The sequence below is a fragment of the Nereida sp. MMG025 genome, assembly GCF_021654165.1.
Lineage (GTDB): Bacteria > Pseudomonadota > Alphaproteobacteria > Rhodobacterales > Rhodobacteraceae > Nereida.
Genome location: NZ_JAKFZN010000001.1, coordinates 43402 through 60249, shown reverse-complemented (window position 1 = coordinate 60249; position 16848 = coordinate 43402). Strand labels below are relative to the sequence as shown.

The 16848-nt window shown below is 56.4% G+C and carries 17 protein-coding genes; 8 read left to right on the top strand and 9 right to left on the bottom strand.

What is annotated here, in order from left to right:
- Positions 1 to 48: 48 nt before the first annotated feature.
- Positions 49 to 801, bottom strand: a complete 753-nt coding sequence (locus L1065_RS00320; RefSeq protein ID WP_237094510.1) for a cytochrome c biogenesis CcdA family protein — start codon at positions 799 to 801, stop codon at positions 49 to 51.
- Between the two features lie 104 nt (positions 802 to 905).
- Between L1065_RS00320 and L1065_RS00315 the strand changes: the two genes are divergently transcribed.
- Positions 906 to 1133: a sulfurtransferase TusA family protein gene (locus L1065_RS00315; protein ID WP_237094509.1), complete on the top strand. Its 228-nt coding sequence runs from the start codon at positions 906 to 908 to the stop codon at positions 1131 to 1133.
- A 57-nt stretch (positions 1134 to 1190) separates the two neighbouring features.
- Here L1065_RS00315 and L1065_RS00310 read toward each other — a convergent pair whose 3' ends face one another.
- The 7 genes from L1065_RS00310 to purC all read right to left on the bottom strand — a co-directional run bounded on the left by L1065_RS00310 (position 1191) and on the right by purC (position 10299).
- Positions 1191 to 3875: a ribonuclease E/G gene (locus L1065_RS00310; protein ID WP_237094508.1), complete on the bottom strand. Its 2685-nt coding sequence runs from the start codon at positions 3873 to 3875 to the stop codon at positions 1191 to 1193.
- 465 nt (positions 3876 to 4340) lie between these two features.
- Positions 4341 to 5672: a sigma-54 dependent transcriptional regulator gene (locus L1065_RS00305; RefSeq protein ID WP_237093450.1), complete on the bottom strand. Its 1332-nt coding sequence runs from the start codon at positions 5670 to 5672 to the stop codon at positions 4341 to 4343.
- Between the two features lie 43 nt (positions 5673 to 5715).
- Entirely contained in the window at positions 5716 to 7491 is a 1776-nt protein-coding gene (locus tag L1065_RS00300) for an ATP-binding protein (RefSeq protein ID WP_237093449.1), read from the bottom strand.
- A 36-nt stretch (positions 7492 to 7527) separates the two neighbouring features.
- Positions 7528 to 8196 carry a phosphoribosylformylglycinamidine synthase subunit PurQ gene (gene purQ, locus L1065_RS00295; RefSeq protein WP_237093448.1) on the bottom strand — a complete coding sequence of 223 codons (669 nt, stop codon included), beginning with the start codon at positions 8194 to 8196 and terminating at the stop codon, positions 7528 to 7530.
- A gap of 54 nt (positions 8197 to 8250) precedes the next feature.
- Positions 8251 to 9291 carry an alcohol dehydrogenase catalytic domain-containing protein gene (locus L1065_RS00290; RefSeq protein WP_237093447.1) on the bottom strand — a complete coding sequence of 347 codons (1041 nt, stop codon included), beginning with the start codon at positions 9289 to 9291 and terminating at the stop codon, positions 8251 to 8253.
- Positions 9292 to 9525 (bottom strand): phosphoribosylformylglycinamidine synthase subunit PurS, encoded by a 234-nt coding sequence (gene purS / locus L1065_RS00285; RefSeq protein WP_237093446.1) that lies wholly within the window; start codon positions 9523 to 9525, stop codon positions 9292 to 9294.
- Between the two features lie 12 nt (positions 9526 to 9537).
- Positions 9538 to 10299: a phosphoribosylaminoimidazolesuccinocarboxamide synthase gene (purC, locus tag L1065_RS00280; RefSeq protein WP_237093445.1), complete on the bottom strand. Its 762-nt coding sequence runs from the start codon at positions 10297 to 10299 to the stop codon at positions 9538 to 9540.
- Positions 10300 to 10477: 178 nt separating this feature from the next.
- On the opposite strand from purC, the gene L1065_RS00275 reads away from it, so the two are divergent.
- From L1065_RS00275 to L1065_RS00250, 6 genes are all read left to right on the top strand, one after another.
- The gene (locus L1065_RS00275; RefSeq protein WP_237093444.1) at positions 10478 to 10792 is read left to right on the top strand and encodes a DUF1476 domain-containing protein; all 315 of its coding nucleotides are present in this window, start codon (positions 10478 to 10480) and stop codon (positions 10790 to 10792) included.
- Between the two features lie 127 nt (positions 10793 to 10919).
- On the top strand, positions 10920 to 11216 hold the full coding sequence (locus L1065_RS00270; RefSeq protein WP_237093443.1) for an ATPase inhibitor subunit zeta: 297 nt from the start codon (positions 10920 to 10922) through the stop codon (positions 11214 to 11216).
- A 10-nt stretch (positions 11217 to 11226) separates the two neighbouring features.
- Positions 11227 to 13122 carry a phosphatidylglycerol lysyltransferase domain-containing protein gene (locus tag L1065_RS00265; protein WP_237093442.1) on the top strand — a complete coding sequence of 632 codons (1896 nt, stop codon included), beginning with the start codon at positions 11227 to 11229 and terminating at the stop codon, positions 13120 to 13122.
- 77 nt (positions 13123 to 13199) lie between these two features.
- Positions 13200 to 14222: a betaine--homocysteine S-methyltransferase gene (gene bmt, locus L1065_RS00260; protein ID WP_237093441.1), complete on the top strand. Its 1023-nt coding sequence runs from the start codon at positions 13200 to 13202 to the stop codon at positions 14220 to 14222.
- Between the two features lie 155 nt (positions 14223 to 14377).
- Positions 14378 to 15082 (top strand): B12-binding domain-containing protein, encoded by a 705-nt coding sequence (locus L1065_RS00255; RefSeq protein ID WP_237093440.1) that lies wholly within the window; start codon positions 14378 to 14380, stop codon positions 15080 to 15082.
- A gap of 72 nt (positions 15083 to 15154) precedes the next feature.
- Positions 15155 to 15787 (top strand): DUF1638 domain-containing protein, encoded by a 633-nt coding sequence (locus tag L1065_RS00250; RefSeq protein ID WP_237093439.1) that lies wholly within the window; start codon positions 15155 to 15157, stop codon positions 15785 to 15787.
- On the opposite strand, the gene L1065_RS00245 is transcribed toward L1065_RS00250, so the two are convergent.
- Positions 15784 to 16212: a SufE family protein gene (locus L1065_RS00245; RefSeq protein WP_237093438.1), complete on the bottom strand. Its 429-nt coding sequence runs from the start codon at positions 16210 to 16212 to the stop codon at positions 15784 to 15786. The two genes, L1065_RS00250 and L1065_RS00245, sit on opposite strands and share 4 nt — an antisense overlap.
- A gap of 145 nt (positions 16213 to 16357) precedes the next feature.
- Here L1065_RS00245 and L1065_RS00240 point away from each other — a divergent pair, with 145 nt between their 5' ends.
- On the top strand, positions 16358 to 16846 hold the full coding sequence (locus tag L1065_RS00240; protein WP_237093437.1) for a hypothetical protein: 489 nt from the start codon (positions 16358 to 16360) through the stop codon (positions 16844 to 16846).
- Positions 16847 to 16848 lie beyond the last annotated feature (2 nt).

The window sequence follows — 16848 nt, the reverse complement described above, 5'->3', positions numbered from 1 at the left end:
CGCGCATTTTGGGCAAAATTAAGAAAACAATCGGAACAGTCGCAAGGATCAGCCCAAGACGGCCAATGCAGGAAAGCGTTCCAACAGCCACCAGCTGAAATCGGTAAACTTACCCGTCAGCATCATCAGCCCTACCGTCCAAAGAAGCAGGCCCATGACCCGTTCAATCCGATCCATATTGCGCTTCATCCACGTCATCACCCCTGTGAGTGACGGAAAGAACGCCGCGACAAGCAAAAACGGTATACCCAACCCTATGGCATAAACGGCCAACAGCGCGGTGCCGCGTGTGGCATTTGCCTCTGATGCGGCCAGTGACAGGATCGCGCCCAGTTGAGGCCCGATGCAAGGCGTCCACCCAAAGGCGAAGGCAAGTCCCAGAACATAGGCACCAAACGCCGATCCGCCCTGATCGCCTGCATCCATACGCATTTCACGGTCCAGAAACCCGATGCGATATATCCCAAGAAAATGGGCCCCGAACACCATAATCACGATGCCTGATACGCTGACAAACCAATTCTGGTTTTGCAGAAAAAACGACCCTATCAGGGATGTGGTGAACCCCAATAGAATGAAAACGGTGGACAGGCCCATAACAAAAAACAATGCCGTGCCAAGCGCCTTGGCGCGCGCACCGCGCTTTTCTTCCATCTCGCCCACACTGACACCGCCCATATAGGCCAGATACGGCGGCACGATAGGCAGAACACAGGGGCTTAGAAACGAGATGATTCCCGCAACCAGCGCAATGCCCATCGCAGGCAAAAGTGTGACGTCCAAAACAGAAATATCCAACATAGCGCCCATGAATATGCACTTTGGCCCGGAAGGCAAAGGGGCAAACCACTCTTTGGAGTCACAATGGCGTGGACAGAATGAAACATCACACCTATGTCGCTGGTATGAGTTTTGATGCCGATCTAGATGCCTTGGGGCTTTTGTGCCCCTTGCCCGTGTTGAAAGCGCGCAAACGCCTGATGGCGTTGACCGCGGGTCAGATTTTGCGGGTGCAGGCCGATGACCCCGCAGCCATCGTGGATATTCCTCACTTTTGTGCAGAAAGCGGGAATGTGTTGCTTGAAATGCAAGATCAAGGCGCCGCTCAGATCTACTTCATTCAAAAAGCCTGAATAAAAAAGTCGCGCACTGCTTGGCAGGCGCGGCTTTTAAGATCAGATCACCGGTGGCTATTTGCCAAGGTTCCACCATCCGCGGCGCTTGGGCTTATCCGCTTTCGGCGTGTCAGCCGCAGGCGTCTCGGCCACGGGCTCGGGCTGCGCGGGTGCGACCGTTTCAAGGACGGGTTCTTGCGCAGGCGCGTCAGCTGCTTGGGCCTCTTCTTCCGCCCGTTTTTGCGCTGCGGTTTTGCGCGGTGCGCGTTTGCGCTTGGGCTTCTCCTCGGCCTGGGCAGGTTCTGCTGGCGCGGCTGGCGTATCGGGCGTTGCATCCTCTGCCGCTTTTGCCTCTTCTTCTGCCCGTTTTTGCGCCGCAGTCTTACGCGGTGCGCGTTTGCGCTTGGGCTTTTCGGCAGGCGCGTCTTCTGTGTCTGCTTTCGGCTCTGCCTCCGCTTCTACCTCTGCGTCTGGTGCAACATCGGCTTTTTTGCGGCTGCGTGACCGGCGCTTTGGTTTTTCCTCAGCGGCCTCTTCAGACGGTGTGTCGGCGTCTGCATCTGCTTGCGCAGGTGTTTCATCCGCCGACGCGTCTTTGGCGTCGTCTTGGCTTGCAGCGTCATCGCGGTTGTCATTGCCGCCCCGACGACGACGACGGCGACGACGGCGTTTTTTGGGCTGCTGTTCGTCCTCGGTCGCGGCTGGCTTGGCGGCCTCAGCTTCTGCCTCTTCCACATCATCATCGATGCCCGCCATGATCGAAGCATCCACCGAAACCACAGGTGCAGCGGCTTTGACAACGCGGCTGGCTGTCTTGAATTTCTCCATCGAGAAATCAGGGCTTACCAAAGCAGGATCACCTTCGATCCGCACAGACATGCCATAACGTTCTTCGATCTGGGCGATGTGTTCGCGCTTCATGTTCATCAAGAAATTGGCAATACCAACGGGGCATTTGACCAATACCTCTTTGGTGCGACCGCGCACGCCTTCTTCTTCCAGCTGGCGCAAGATCGACAGGCCCGTGCTGTCATCGGACCGGATAAGCCCCGTGCCGTGACAGGCGTGACAGGGCTGTGTTGTGGCCTCCAACATACCTGGACGCAGGCGTTGGCGCGACATTTCCATCAGGCCAAAGCCCGAGATGCGACCCACCTGAATACGGGCGCGGTCGGTCTTGAGCTTGTCTTTCATCCGCTTTTCAACGGCTGAATTATTCTTGCGCTCGTCCATATCGATGAAGTCGATTACGATCAAACCGGCAAGGTCGCGCAGACGCAGCTGTCGCGCCACCTCATCGGCGGCTTCAAGATTGGTCTTGAGAGCGGTTTGTTCGATGCTGCCCTCTTTCGTGGCGCGACCCGAGTTCACATCAACAGCCACAAGCGCTTCGGTTACGCCAATTACGATATAGCCGCCCGATGGCAGTTGCACCGTTGGATTGAACATGCCCGCCAGATAGGTTTCGACCTGATGACGTGCAAACAGCGGCAGGCTGTCTTCGTAACGCTTTACGTTTTTGGCGTGGCTCGGCATGATCATTTTCATGAAATCTTTTGCCGTGCGATACCCAACCTCGCCCTCAACCCAGACCTCATCAATCTCGCGGTTGTAAAGGTCGCGGATGGAGCGTTTGATCAGGTTGCCTTCCTCGTAAATCTTGGCAGGTGCCATGGATTTGAGGGTCAGCTCGCGGATTTGTTCCCAAAGGCGTTGCAAATACTCATAGTCGCGCTTGATTTCCGACTTGGTCCGCTTGGCCCCCGCCGTGCGCACGATCAGGCCAGCCCCGTCAGGAACCTGAATTTCATTGGCAATTTCTTTGAGCTTTTTGCGGTCCGCTGCATTGGTGATCTTGCGGCTGATACCGCCGCCACGCGCTGTATTTGGCATCAAAACACAATAGCGGCCAGCAAGGCTCAGGTATGTGGTAAGTGCGGCACCTTTGTTGCCGCGCTCTTCCTTGACAACCTGCACAAGCAGGATTTGACGAACCTTGACCACTTCCTGAATTTTGTAGCGACGCGGACGTGGCTTGCGCACGCGGCGCACTTCTTCGGCGTCATCGTCATCGGCGACAGTGTCAATGCTGTCGTCTTTGTCGGATGCCGTAGGTGCGCTATCCTCATCACTGTTATCAGTGTCGTCATCTGTGTCGTTCTGTGCTGCGGTGTCTTTTTTCAGCGCAGGCGCATCATCTGCCCCCTCGCCTGCATCAGAACTCACCTCGTCAGCGGCAGGTGTTTCAACGGGTGTTTCGCCCACCAGCTCCATCGGCGAGGATCCTTCTGGCGCATCTGCATCCAGATCAATCGTCTCCATTCCGGGCACAGCGTCGTCCGCGACCTCGGCTGTCACAACGGCATCATCGTGCTTGGCAGATTGCGCCTTGGACCGCCCGCGACCGCCACGACGGCGCCCGCGCTTGGGTTTGTTTTCTTCTTCCTCTTCCTGCGCCTTCAGGCTTTCGGCATACGCGCGCTCTTCGGCCAAAAGCGCCTCTCGGTCCGCAACAGGAATTTGATAGTAGTCAGGATGAATTTCCGAAAACGCCAGAAACCCGTGGCGATTTCCACCATAGTCCACGAAAGCCGCCTGAAGCGAAGGTTCCACCCGTGTAACTTTGGCGAGGTAAATATTTCCTGCAAGCTGGCGTTTATTTTCGGATTCAAAGTCAAACTCTTCAACTTTGTTTCCATCAACTACTACAACGCGTGTTTCCTCGGCGTGTGTGGCGTCAATAAGCATCTTTTTAGGCATTGTATCCATTCGCACCGTCCGCCCAAACGCTTAAACATCCCAGGCGGTGGCCTGAAACGCGTAAACAGTTGATCGGATGGGTGTCTATCTGAGGCGATGTGCAGTGCGAAAGACCCGTCAACAGGCAGGCCGAAAAGGCCTGTCATCTGCTGCTGTCCTATCGTCGCGCGCGTCATCGCGTTTCTTCTCCGACGCTGGCCGCTTTTGTGCGGTGCGCCCGTTTTATCGCCCGCATCCATCTGCAAAAGCAGGGATCGGGCCAATTACTCTTGGGTCAAATGACCCGCTCTCGGTCTGATCTGTCTGGTCTTTTCCCGCTTTATGCGGTCTCCACGACAAATCAGCGAAACTCATACCGCGGCACCACTTTTGAGCCCGCGTCCTTACACATAACGACAGTATGATATGAAATACAATGGACAAAGACGCACAGTGGGCAAATTGCGCCGACACGCGATGGTTGTGCTAGGCCAAGTAGTCAGATCGCTGCAGCCCGTATTTGGCCATTTTCTCGTTCAATGTGCGGCGCGGAAGGCAAAGTTCTTCCATTACACTGACGATGCTGCCTTTGTGGCGACGCATTGTGTTGTCGATCAGCATCCGTTCAAACGCTTCGACATATTCCTTAAGCGGCTTGCCTTCGGTGGTCATAACCGGCGCGATTTGATCGGTATCAGCCATAAGAAGCGATGTGATCGAGCCAGAGCCACGGCGGTTTTGTAACACAGCCCGTTCGGCGATATTGATCAACTGACGCACGTTGCCGGGCCAAGGGGCTTGCAACAACTGGGCCGCTTCTTGTGCACTGACCTGCGGCGCATCGCAGCCGTATTCTTCGGCAAATTGATCAGATAGACGGGTGAAAAGGGTCAAAATATCCTCACCGCGTTTGCGCAGCGGCGGCACGGTGATCCGCAACGCGGCAAGGCGGTAAAACAAATCGCCACGCAAAACATCTTCGCATGTGCGGCCCTGCTCTTGCAGGTTCGAGATGGCAACAATGCGTGTTTCCGCAGGAGAGCCCTGTTCGTTGATGACCTGCAACAACCGCGCTTGGGCGGCATCCGACAGGCTTTCGATGTCTTCCAGCACCAAAGTGCCGCCTCGGGCCTCTTCAATCGCAGGGATGCTGCCATCGCTGCCCGGTTCAAACAGCCGCTCAATCAGCGCGTTCTCTTCGAAGGCAGAGCAGCTTACGATAACAAATCGCTTCGATGCGCGCGCGCCAACCGCATGCAGCGCATGCGCGACAAGCGTTTTGCCAGTGCCCGTTTCACCATCGATCAGAACATGGCCGTCCGCCTGCCCCAGATCCAGAATGTCTTCTTTAAGCCGCTCCATCGCGGGGCTGACCCCGATGAGCTTTTTCATCAGTGCACCACCATCTGAAAGCTCGCGGCGCAAGGCGCGGTTGTCCAGCGTCAGACGGCGGGCTTTAGTGGCCTTTTTGGCCAATTCGGACATGCGATCGGGGTTGAATGGCTTTTCAAGAAAATCAAACGCGCCGACCCGCATCGCCTCGACCGCCATAGGCACGTCACCATGCCCTGTGATCATAATAACGGGCAGCGCGCTATCGACGGCCATAAGGCGCTTGAGAAACTGCATGCCGTCCATGCCGGGCATTTTGATATCGCTCACCACGACGCCGGGGTAGTCTTGCTCAAGGCCTTTCAAGGCATCCTCGGCACTGGCAAAGGTTTCTGTTTCATAACCTGAAAGGGCCAACCACTGGCTGATGGACTGGCGCATATCACGCTCATCATCCACAATCGCAATTTTCATTGGTTTCACCATGACTTATGGCTCCTTCTTGATGTGCTTTTTGCGCCGCTCGATCTTATTGCGCCGCGACACCACTGTCTGCGTCTTCGCGGTAAATGGGAAGCCGTACCTCAAAAACAGCCCCGCCATTGGCGGCATTCCGCGCGGTCAGACGTCCTCCAAGGTCGCCCACGATGCCAGACGATATGGCAAGCCCAAGCCCGACCCCATCTCCGGGTTGTTTGGTGGTGTAAAACGGCTCAAACAGATCATCGAGGTTTTCGATCCCCGTGCCATTGTCACGCACCGCCAGCAGAACTTCGTCCCCCACCGTCAGCAAGATATCCAGCGCAGGATCATCACTGGAGCGCGTCGCATCCAGCGCGTTGCGCAAAAGGTTAATGATGACCTGCTCCAACCGCAGCCGATCGGCCATGACCAATACGTCCATCGGTGGCATGGTTTTGGTGATCTGCACGGTTCGGCTTTTTAGTTGCGGCTCCATGATCGCAAGCGCCGAATTGATCGCCTCTTCGCAGTTCACAGGTTCAAAACTGTCACCTGCCTTGCGCGCGTAGGATTTAAGCTGACGGGTGATCGCCCCCATCCGTTCGATCAGATCATCAATCCGCGCGAACGACGACAAAGCCTCTTCGGAGCGTTTGCGCTGCAACAACAGCTTGGCCCCTGCCAGATAGGTTTTCATCGCCGCAAGCGGCTGGTTCAATTCATGGCTGACCGCCGCGGACATTTCGCCCAAAGCCGCCAATTTCGAGGATTGCGCCAAGGTTTGTTCGGCGCTTTTCAGATCCGCCTGCACCCTTTGACGCTCTGCAATCTCTTGTTGCAGTCGCGCGTTCAGCGCCCGCAATTCCGCACTTTCCAGTTGGAACACACGGGCAAGGGATGCAGATTTCCGGTTAAGAAAATAGAACGCCAAGGCCAGTAGAATTGCAAAGGCCATAATCTCAAGCGCCAGCACGCCGTTCACACGCTCGCGCACTGATTCAAAAGATGTGAAACTGGCCAGCCGCCAGCCGCGAAACGGAATACGCGCCTCCAGCCGCATCACCCCACGACCGCTCAGATAAGCGTCTGGCGTGGTGTTCCAATCGGCCGTTGCCTGCAGCGCACGCTGCAGAGCCGTGGGCACAGACGTATCACTCAGCGCGGCCACTTCTGCCTGCCCGCGCCAGCGCGGTTCGGTGGCAAGGATAATCGTGCCTTCACTGTTGGTGACCAAAACAGCGTCCGAAATGCCCGCCCAACTGCGTTCAAACTTTTGCAGATCAACCTCGACCACAACAACACCAAGCCGTTCTCCGCCCACCAAAACACTGCGCGAATAGCGAAAGGCAAAGCCGCCCTCTTCCCGCTCTTCGGATGTAAACACAGTGTCGTTCGAGCGCAGCGCATCCACGAAATAGGCCTTGGTGCGATGGGTTGATCCCAGTTCCTCACGGTTGGTGGTGGCCACAGCGCGCCCGTCAATATCCATGAGCATCAAGGACGCCGCACCAATTTCATCCACAAAGGAAATCAACCGCTGCGTTGTTTGCGAATAGTCCGCCGCGTTCAGTGCCGAAATCAACGTCGGGTCACGTGCCAAAAGCTGTGGCACAATGGCGTTGCGTTGCAATTCGGACAGGATATTGGCGCTATAGAGGGTAAGACGCACCTCGGCGCGGTTGCGCGTGGTTTCCGTGAACCGTTCTGTCAGGATTAAATTGGTGATCCAAATTGTGACACCCGCCAGCGCAAACAACAGCAAAAGCAAGGCGCGCACACGCCAACTCATCGCGCCACGATCACGTTGGGGTCGATCTGACAGGGATGTATCTTGCAGCGCCATTGGGTCAGACTACCGCCCTGCCCGCTGGCTGCCAAGTCAGGCGTTGACCAATCCGTCAACCAATGCGCGGAACATCGCCTGACCATCTGTGCTTGGGTGCAGCGGGTCAATGGCGCGTTCGGGGTGTGGCATCATCCCCAAAACGCGGCGGTTTTCAGACAGAACACCTGCGATATCCGCACGGCTTCCGTTGATCGGCGTTTCGTAGGTAAAGGCAATGCGGTCATCCCCCTGCAACACTTCCAAAAGCGCATCATTTGCGAAGTAGTTGCCATCGTGGTGGGCCACAGGAATTTGCAAGATATCGCCCGCGTTATAACCATTGGTGAAATCACTGTTGGAGGTCACAACCTGCAATCCGACGGTTTTCGACACAAATTTCAATGCGCCATTGCGCATCAAAGCGCCCGGCAAAAGGCCCGTTTCGGTCAGCACCTGAAAACCATTGCAAACCCCAAGCGCATAGCCACCCCGTTTGGCGTGATCCACAACCGCTTGGCACACGGGTGATTGCGCCGCAATCGCACCGCACCGCAGGTAGTCGCCAAAAGAAAACCCACCCGGAACGGCCACCAAATCGACGTTGTCAGGAAGGTTCGCATCTTTGTGCCACACCATTGTGACATCCGCGCCCGCCTGTTCCAAAGCGACCTTCATATCGCGATCACAATTCGATCCTGGGAAAACGATGACAGCGGCTTTCATGGCGATGATCCTTTTGAATGTTAGCGCGGGTTTAGTCGGCACAGACGCATGAGTCTATCCCGCGAAATCAGTTATAACGGCAATTCCCGGCGGGGCTGGTGCATCAAAGGCCGCAACAGCTTCGCTTGCCTGGCTCAGGGCGATTGTGCGGGTGACCAGCGGGGTCAGATCAATCTTTGCGGTCTGGATGAAGGACAAAAGCGACGGGTATTTCCACGCTGGCATCCCGCGCGTGCCAAACACACTGAGTTGCTGGCCATAGACAACATCCATCGGGATTGGCATGACCGTGTGATCGCCTGCGGGCATTCCCACCTGCACCATACGCCCCAGTTTGCCCAAGGCCTTCAAGGCGGGAATGGTTGTTTGCGGCATGCCCAGTGCTTCGATGCTCAGGTCCGCGCCACCGTTCGTCCACGCGTGGATCACAGACACCGCATCTGTTTTGGACGCATCTACTGTAAGATCGGCCCCTAATCCTTTGGCATATAACAATTTATCGGCATCGATATCGACAACGATGACACGTGCGCCCAATCCCTTTGCCAGCAACAAAACCGACAGACCAATTCCCCCGCCGCCAAAAATCGCAACCGTTTCGCCTGCCCGCAACGCCGCGCGATCCGTCAAAGCATGCCACGCGGTTGTCACACGGCAGCCAAGGGCAGCCGCCAAAGGCGGTGCCAGTTCATCTGGTAAGGCCGTCAGGTTTGCATCGGCATGCGGGACCGCCAGAAATTCAGCAAAAGATCCATTGCAGTTGAAACCGGGCAAAACTTGGGTCGCGCACGTCGTTTGATGCCCCGATGCGCAAGACGGGCACTGACCGCATGCCAAAATAAACGGCGCAATCACGCGATCCCCCACGCGCCAGCGCTGCACATTGGCCCCTGCGGCAACAACTTCTCCACAGTATTCATGGCCCGGGATAAGCGGCAGTGCTATCGCGTCACCACCCGACCACACATGCCAATCACTTCGGCACACGCCAGACGACAGCACCCGCACAACAACGCCATTTGGCGGACAATCGGGGTCTGCAACGGTTTCGATGCTCAGTGGTTGGCGAACGCCATGCAGAACGGCAGCGCGCATCTATAAGGCGATTTCGATCTGGTAGCTTTCGATCACAGTATTGGCCAAAAGCTTTTCGCACATTTCAGTGACAGTCGCTTCGGATGTCCCATCGGCCAGATCAAGCTCGATGATCTTGCCCTGACGCACGCCATCAACACCCTCAAACCCAAGCGTTCCAAGGGCGTGTTTGACGGCCTCGCCCTGTGGGTCCAGCACACCGTTTTTCAACATTACATGCACACGTGCTTTCATTTTGCTCGTCCTTCAATTCACAAGTGTTGGTTTGCTGGCATTGCTGACGTTGGCAGGCAACACACCCAGACGACGCGCCACTTCGGTATAGGCGTCGGCCAAATCCCCGAGATCACGGCGGAACACGTCTTTATCCAGTTTCTCGCCTGTTTTCTGATCCCACAGGCGGCAGCTGTCGGGGCTGATTTCATCCGCAACGATCAAACGCTGGTAATCACCATCCCACACGCGGCCAATTTCGATCTTGAAATCCACCAATGTGATGCCGACACCGCACATCAGCCCCGACATGAAATCATTGACCCGCAGTGCCATCGCAATGATGTCGTCCAAATCCTGCTGCGACGCCCATCCGAACGCGATGATATATTCTTCGGGTACCAAAGGATCGCCCAAGCTGTCGTCTTTATAGGAAAATTCGACAATCGGGCGCGGCAACACTGTGCCCTCCTCCATGCCAAGTCGCTTGGCGATAGAGCCCGCCGCACGGTTGCGCACAATCACTTCCAGCGGAATAATTTCGCACTGACGGATCAATTGCTCCCGCATGTTCAGCCGTTTGATAAAATGCGTCGGGATACCGATTTGCGCCAACCCCGTCATGAAGAATTCCGAAAGGCGGTTATTCAACACGCCTTTGCCTTCGATAACGTCCTTTTTCTCGGCGTTAAAAGCTGTGGCATCATCTTTGAAATACTGCACGAAGGTTCCGGGCTCTGGACCTTCGTAAAGAATTTTGGCCTTGCCTTCATACACAAGTTTGCGACGCGCCATCGGGGATCTCCGTGATCAAGCGTCTGCGTCGATGATCGGGCCTTTGCCCACCCGCAGACTCGCGCCATCTCATACGCCAAGCGCATCATTGTCGCAAGCGCGTCACTGTCGCCTTGCGATAGCCCGCGTTCGTCGCCATATTCAACACGAGCCAATGGATAACAAGGACCAACCCCAGATGAGCACTTTTGATGACCGCGAAAACGCATTCGAAAACAAATTCGCCCACGATGCCGAAATGCAGTTCAAGGCGGATGCGCGACGCAACAAACTCCTTGGCCTCTGGGCGGCCGACCTGATGGGCAAATCGGGCGATGATGCCGAAGCCTATGCAAAAGAGGTCGTAAAATCCGATTTCGAAGAAGCGGGTCACGAAGATGTCTATCGTAAAGTCGCAGGCGATCTGGGCGATAAGGTCGACGAAACAACCCTGCGCGCCAAAATGGCAGAACTGATGGCCGTGGCCAAAGAACAGATCATGTCAGAACTCTAGGGTTTTAGACAAATAAACCGGATCAAAGGGGGGCTCCGGCCCCTCTTTTTTGTTGGCTGTTAAGACGGCATTCATGCTGGATGGATATAACACCTACACCAGTCAAAGACGGAAAGTAGGTTGGACCATGACATTTCTTAAGGGCCGCGAACATGCGTTTGAAAGCCAGTTTGCCCTAGACGCTGACGCCGAATTTCGCCAGCGCACGGCCAAACATCGCGCTGCCGGACTTTGGGCCGCGGCTCTCATGGATCACCCTGCCCCCGATGCATATGCCGCAAAACTGGTCAAATTGGGCATGCAACCGCACGGAGAACGCGACATTTTTGACAAATTGCATGCAGACCTAAATGACCTTACTAGCATTGCAAATATTCGGTGCCACCTTTCTTCCCCAAACGGCGACACGATCCGCCAAGCATAGTTGCAGGCATATGACTGTAGACAGCTCTTTTGAAAAACTTGGCCACGGCCAAAACATCGGCGCGACCAAGCGCACAAAAGTGTTGCGTCTGTTGCGGTTTTTCGCGCCTTTGGTGGTGGTGATTGCGTGCCTGGTGTGGATTGCGCAAACAGTGCCGCTTCCCAGTTGGGAAGATCTTCGCGCCGCGTGGAAGGATATTTCCGCAGCGGCATGGCTCATGGCGCTTTTTTGGACCGCAATCAGTTTTTGGGCGGTGGGTGGCTATGACGGCATCTGGCATCGCACCCTGAAAACGGGCATCGCGATGCGGCGAACGCGGATCGCAGGCATGGCAGCCGTGGGCCTGGGCCAAGCCACAGGCGCAAGCGCACTTGTGGGCAGCCTTTTGCGTTGGCGACTTCTGCCATCTCTGGGGGTCATGAAATCCGGCGCAATGACAGCCTCCGTCGCGATCAGCTTCATCCTCGCTTGGGGTACACTTACGGCGATCACCCTTCTGGTCCTTGGCCTTCGAACCGATTTGGCTGTTCTAAGCATCGCATTTCTGATCGGCATCGCCGTTCTGTTGACGCTTGGGCGCAATCTCGGCACGCTTCGGTTTTTCGGACGCACTGTGCATATCCCCACCCTAAGGGCCTGCGCGCAGATGCTTGCGCTGACCGCACTTGATACGGCCGCCGCGGCTCTTGCGCTTTTTGCCCTTATGCCAGACGGAATTGCCTTTGCTGACCTCTTCGCGCTTTACCTTCTGGGCCTTGGGGCCGCGCTGATTTCCAACACACCTGCAGGCATCGGGCCGTTTGATTTGGCCTTACTGGCGGGTCTTGCAGCACTTCCCACCAGCCCCGACACTGCGCAAGTTGTCGCCTCTTTGCTGGCGTTCCGGCTTGTTTACTACGCATTACCTGCGGGTCTGGCCGTCGGTGTTTTGGTCTTGGACCGCACATCACAACAGCTGTCGCAAACAACCCTCGCCAACCCATCACCCAAAATGCTGTCGCAAGCCGCCCAGGCGAAACGCAGCGAAACGCTATTGATGCGTGCGGCAGGCTCGAAAATCCTGACCGATGCAAACGGGGCAGGCACATGGCTGGCCCGCCCCTTGCGCAACACTCTTGCTGTGCTGTTCGACCCGATCACCGACCCCGCCACCAACGCCCTCACCGCCCTTGACCAGCACGCCAAGGCACATGGATATCGCCCCTTCATCTATAAGTGCAATCAGGAGACGGCCGCGACGGCCCGCCGCCTTGGCTGGACGACGATGCATATCTCTGATGAGGCCGAAACCCCGACACATCCCGCCCCCGACATGCCCGGCCCCGAGTTTCGTCAAGTACGGCGCAAATTACGCAAAGCCAAGCGCGCGGCGGTTTCCGTCCGGACGTTCCACAGCGCCCTGCCCCATGATTGCTTGCAACGCGTCGCAAGCGATTGGGTGGACCGCAATAAAAATGAACGCGGATTTTCCATGGGACGCATGGATCAGGCATGGTTATCTGACCAGCTTGTCTTGGGCGCCTATTATAACCAGCAAATGGTCGGCTTCGTCAGCTTTCATACGGGGCACCACCATTGGACACTGGACCTTGTTCGCATTGGGACAGACGCACCTGATGGCACCGCGCACACGCTGATCGTTGCGGCCCTTGATGCGGCCAAACAGGCAGGTCTTGCATCCATCTCGCTGGCCGCCGCCCCGCGACCGCGCGATGCAACCGCAAGCTTTTTACAAAACGCACTGTCTGACGCCACAAAGGGCGATGGACTGCGCCAGTTCAAACAGGCTTTTGCGCCCGATTGGCAACCGCTTTACGCTTGTGCGCCGTCACGTTGGGATCTGTTCTGGGGCGGCGTTGAGGTAACGCGACACATCCACAAAGGTGAAACCACCGCCACCTCATAATAATCATGCCGATTATGAATTTGCATAATGTGCATCAATTTGCGATTGGGCCCCTGACACAACGATTGGAACGCGTCATGACCCATCCAAATGCACTCAGCGATCTTCTGTCCAAGCGCGACTGGCTTTTGGCGGATGGCGCAACCGGCACAAACCTTTTCAACATGGGGCTTGGTGCGGGTGACCCGCCCGAATTGTGGAATGTCGATCACGTTGATCGTATCGAAACCCTATATCGCGGTGCGGTAGAGGCTGGCAGTGATCTGTTTTTAACCAACACATTCGGCGCAAATGCGTCTCGATTGACGCTGCATAATGCGCAAAGTCGCGTGCGCGAGCTGAACAAAGCAGGTGCCGAAATCGCCCGCGACATCGCCGATGCGTCGGGCCGCGACGTGGTGGTCGCCGGATCGGTCGGACCAACGGGCGAGATTATGGCCCCAATGGGTAGCCTGACCTTCGACATAGCGGTCGAGATGTTTCACGAACAAGCCGAAGGTCTAAAAGAAGGTGGCGCGGATGTCGCTTGGGTCGAAACGATCTCGGCGTTTGAAGAATTCGCGGCTGCCTCCAAGGCGTTTTCACTGGCGGGTATGGCCTGGTGCGGCACCATGAGCTTTGACACGGCCGGACGCACCATGATGGGTGTGACCAGCGCAGATATGGTGCGCAAGGTCGGCAAACTGGAACATGCCCCCATTGCCTTTGGTGCAAACTGCGGGGTCGGCGCATCGGACTTGCTGCGCACCGTTCAAGGCTTCAGCGCCTGCGCGCCAACTGTCCCGCTGATTGCCAAAGGCAACGCTGGTATCCCCAAATACCACGACGGACATATCCATTATGATGGCACGCCTGATCTGATGGCCGACTATGCCTGCCTTGCGCGCGACAGTGGCGCAACGATCATCGGCGGGTGCTGTGGCACCACGCCCGAGCACCTGCGCGCGATGCGTGCAGCGCTTGAAACGCGCAGCCCCGCATCCAAGCCGACGCTTGATCAGATCACAGAGGCTTTGGGCGGTTTTTCATCTGCCTCTGACGGCACAGACGGCGCCGGCCCTGCCCCCCGCCGCACCCGAAGATCCAAACGCAGTGCCTAGACCGTTTTGTCAAAAAAACGTGCAAGTTGTCGCACCAGCGTCGGCCAGACAGCGATCTATGTCGCAAATGCCCTAGGTTAGACAAAAATCTTTCTGCCATATTCGAGAGTAGGAAACGTAGCGCAACTGACTGCGCCCTGAATAAGGAAGACCCGATGTCCGACGAAGAAGACGATATCATCCTCGCCGATCTGAACGATGAAGAGCTTGTCGCGCAGATGTTTGACGACCTTTATGACGGCCTCAAAGAAGAGATTGAAGAAGGCGTAAACATCCTTCTCGAACGCGGTTGGGCCCCATACGATATTTTGACCAAGGCGCTTGTCGGCGGCATGACAATCGTGGGCAATGACTTCCGCGACGGTATTTTGTTCGTGCCAGAGGTTTTGCTGGCGGCCAATGCGATGAAGGGTGGGATGTTCATCCTCAAACCGCTGTTGGCCGAAACAGGTGCGCCGCGCGTTGGCAAAATGGTGATCGGCACGGTCAAAGGCGACATCCATGATATCGGCAAAAACCTTGTATCAATGATGATGGAAGGTGCGGGCTTCGAAGTGGTCGATCTTGGGATCAACAACCCTGTGGAAAGCTACCTCGACGCATTGGAAGCAGAAAAACCTGACATCCTTGGCATGTCGGCGCTTTTGACCACGACCATGCCCTACATGAAGGTTGTCATTGATACGATGGTCGAAAAAGGGGTGCGCGACGACTATATCGTTTTGGTGGGCGGTGCCCCGCTGAACGAAGAGTTTGGCAAGGCAATCGGCGCTGATGCCTACTGCCGCGATGCCGCGGTCGCTGTTGAAACGGCCAAAACCTTCGTCGCGCGCAAACACAACCAAATGGCTGCGGGATAACGGCCCGACGCAGGCTTTACGCAATGCCGCCCTGCCCTGTTCGGGCGGGGCTTTTTGTTGGGACTGGTGCATATGGACGACAACACACTCGCAGTTCAGGGCTTGCCCGCCAATGGGTCTGGTTCTGTCCTTTTGGTTGCATGCGGTGCGCTGGCCCGCGAAATACTGGCCCTCAAGGCAGCCAATGGATGGGACCACATGGATCTGACGTGTCTGCCTGCCCTTTTGCACAACACGCCCAACGCAATTCCAGATGCGGTAGAAGCAGCCGTGACCCAACATCGCGCAGCCTATGACCACATATATGTGGTCTATGCCGATTGCGGCACGGGCGGTATGTTGCAAAAGCGCTGTGCGGCCTTAGGCGTTGAGCTGGTGGAAGGCCCCCATTGCTATGCGTTTTTCGAAGGCAATGCCGAATTTGCCGCCCGCGGGGAAGTTACCTGTTTTTATCTGACAGACTTTCTGGTGCGACAGTTCCATGCCTTTGTGATGAAACCGCTTGGGTTGGATAGACATCCCGAACTTCGCGACATGTATTTTGGCAATTACACCACCCTTGTTTACCAAGCCCAGACCGATGATGCAGCCCTGACCGATCTGGCCAGACACCATGCAGACAGACTGGGTTTGGCGTTTGAACGCAGGTTTACGGGATACGGCGAACTTCAGACCACCCTACAGACATGGGCAGCAGGGTCTTAGGCTGACACGGCCTCGGCCGCGGTCAGGCGGATACGTTCGACCATCGCACGCACACCGTTGGACCGTTGTGCCGACAAATGTTCGTTCAGCCCAAGACGTCCAAGCTCGGCCAACGCATCAACCTCGCCCACCTCTTTAACAGTAAGCCCTGCGTAAAGGTCGTGCAAAACCGCGATCAGCCCTTTGACGATCATCGCATCGCTTTCGCCTTGAAAGTCGAACTGCGCCGTAGGTCCGGTGCCCTCTATCATCGGGCGCAGCCAAACCTGGCTTGCACAGCCGTCGACCTTGAAGGCGGGCACCTGAAACGCGGGGTCCAACCCCTCAAATGACTTACCCATATCGATGACGTGACGATACCGATCTTCCCAGTCGTCCAGAAACTCGAATGTTTCGGCAAGGTCTTCAAATTTTTCGCTGGCCATGGTCCGTCTCTCTCGCACTTACGTTTGTTCCAAACAGGTAGGCGGCGCGTGCCCGCACGTCTAGGGGCAAATCGCGCATAACTGCTGCTTTTCAAAACCGCAGCGATCCGATAGGCATTGCGCAAGAAGATCAAGGAACACGCCTATGTCCGCACGTCCGTTTCACCGCATTGCACGACACATCTGTCTGATTTTGGCTATAGGTCTCGGCGTCTCTGCATGCGGGCGTCTGGCCGAAAGCCGCGTGAACCCTGTGAATTGGTTTGATCGCGAACGCCCCGAACGTGTGCAGCCTTTGGTCGAAGACATTTCTGTCGAGATCGACCCCCGCCCGCTGGTGCAAGACGTCAGCCAGCTGACCATCGAACGCGTGGCAGGTGGTGCCATTGTTCGCGCGACAGGCGTGCCGCAAAGCCAGGCGTTTTATGAGGCCGAGCTTGTGGAAGTTGAAAGCGACGACCCAACAACCTTGACCTATGAGTTTCGCGTGATCCCGCCCCGCGCAGGTGCGCCAGTGGGCTCGCAGGCCTCGCGTGAAATTATCGTTGGGCAGTTCGCGACGGATCAACAGTTGCAAAATGTGCGGATCATCCGTGTTCTGGGGTCAAACACCGCACGCTCGGTCCGCCGCTAAAG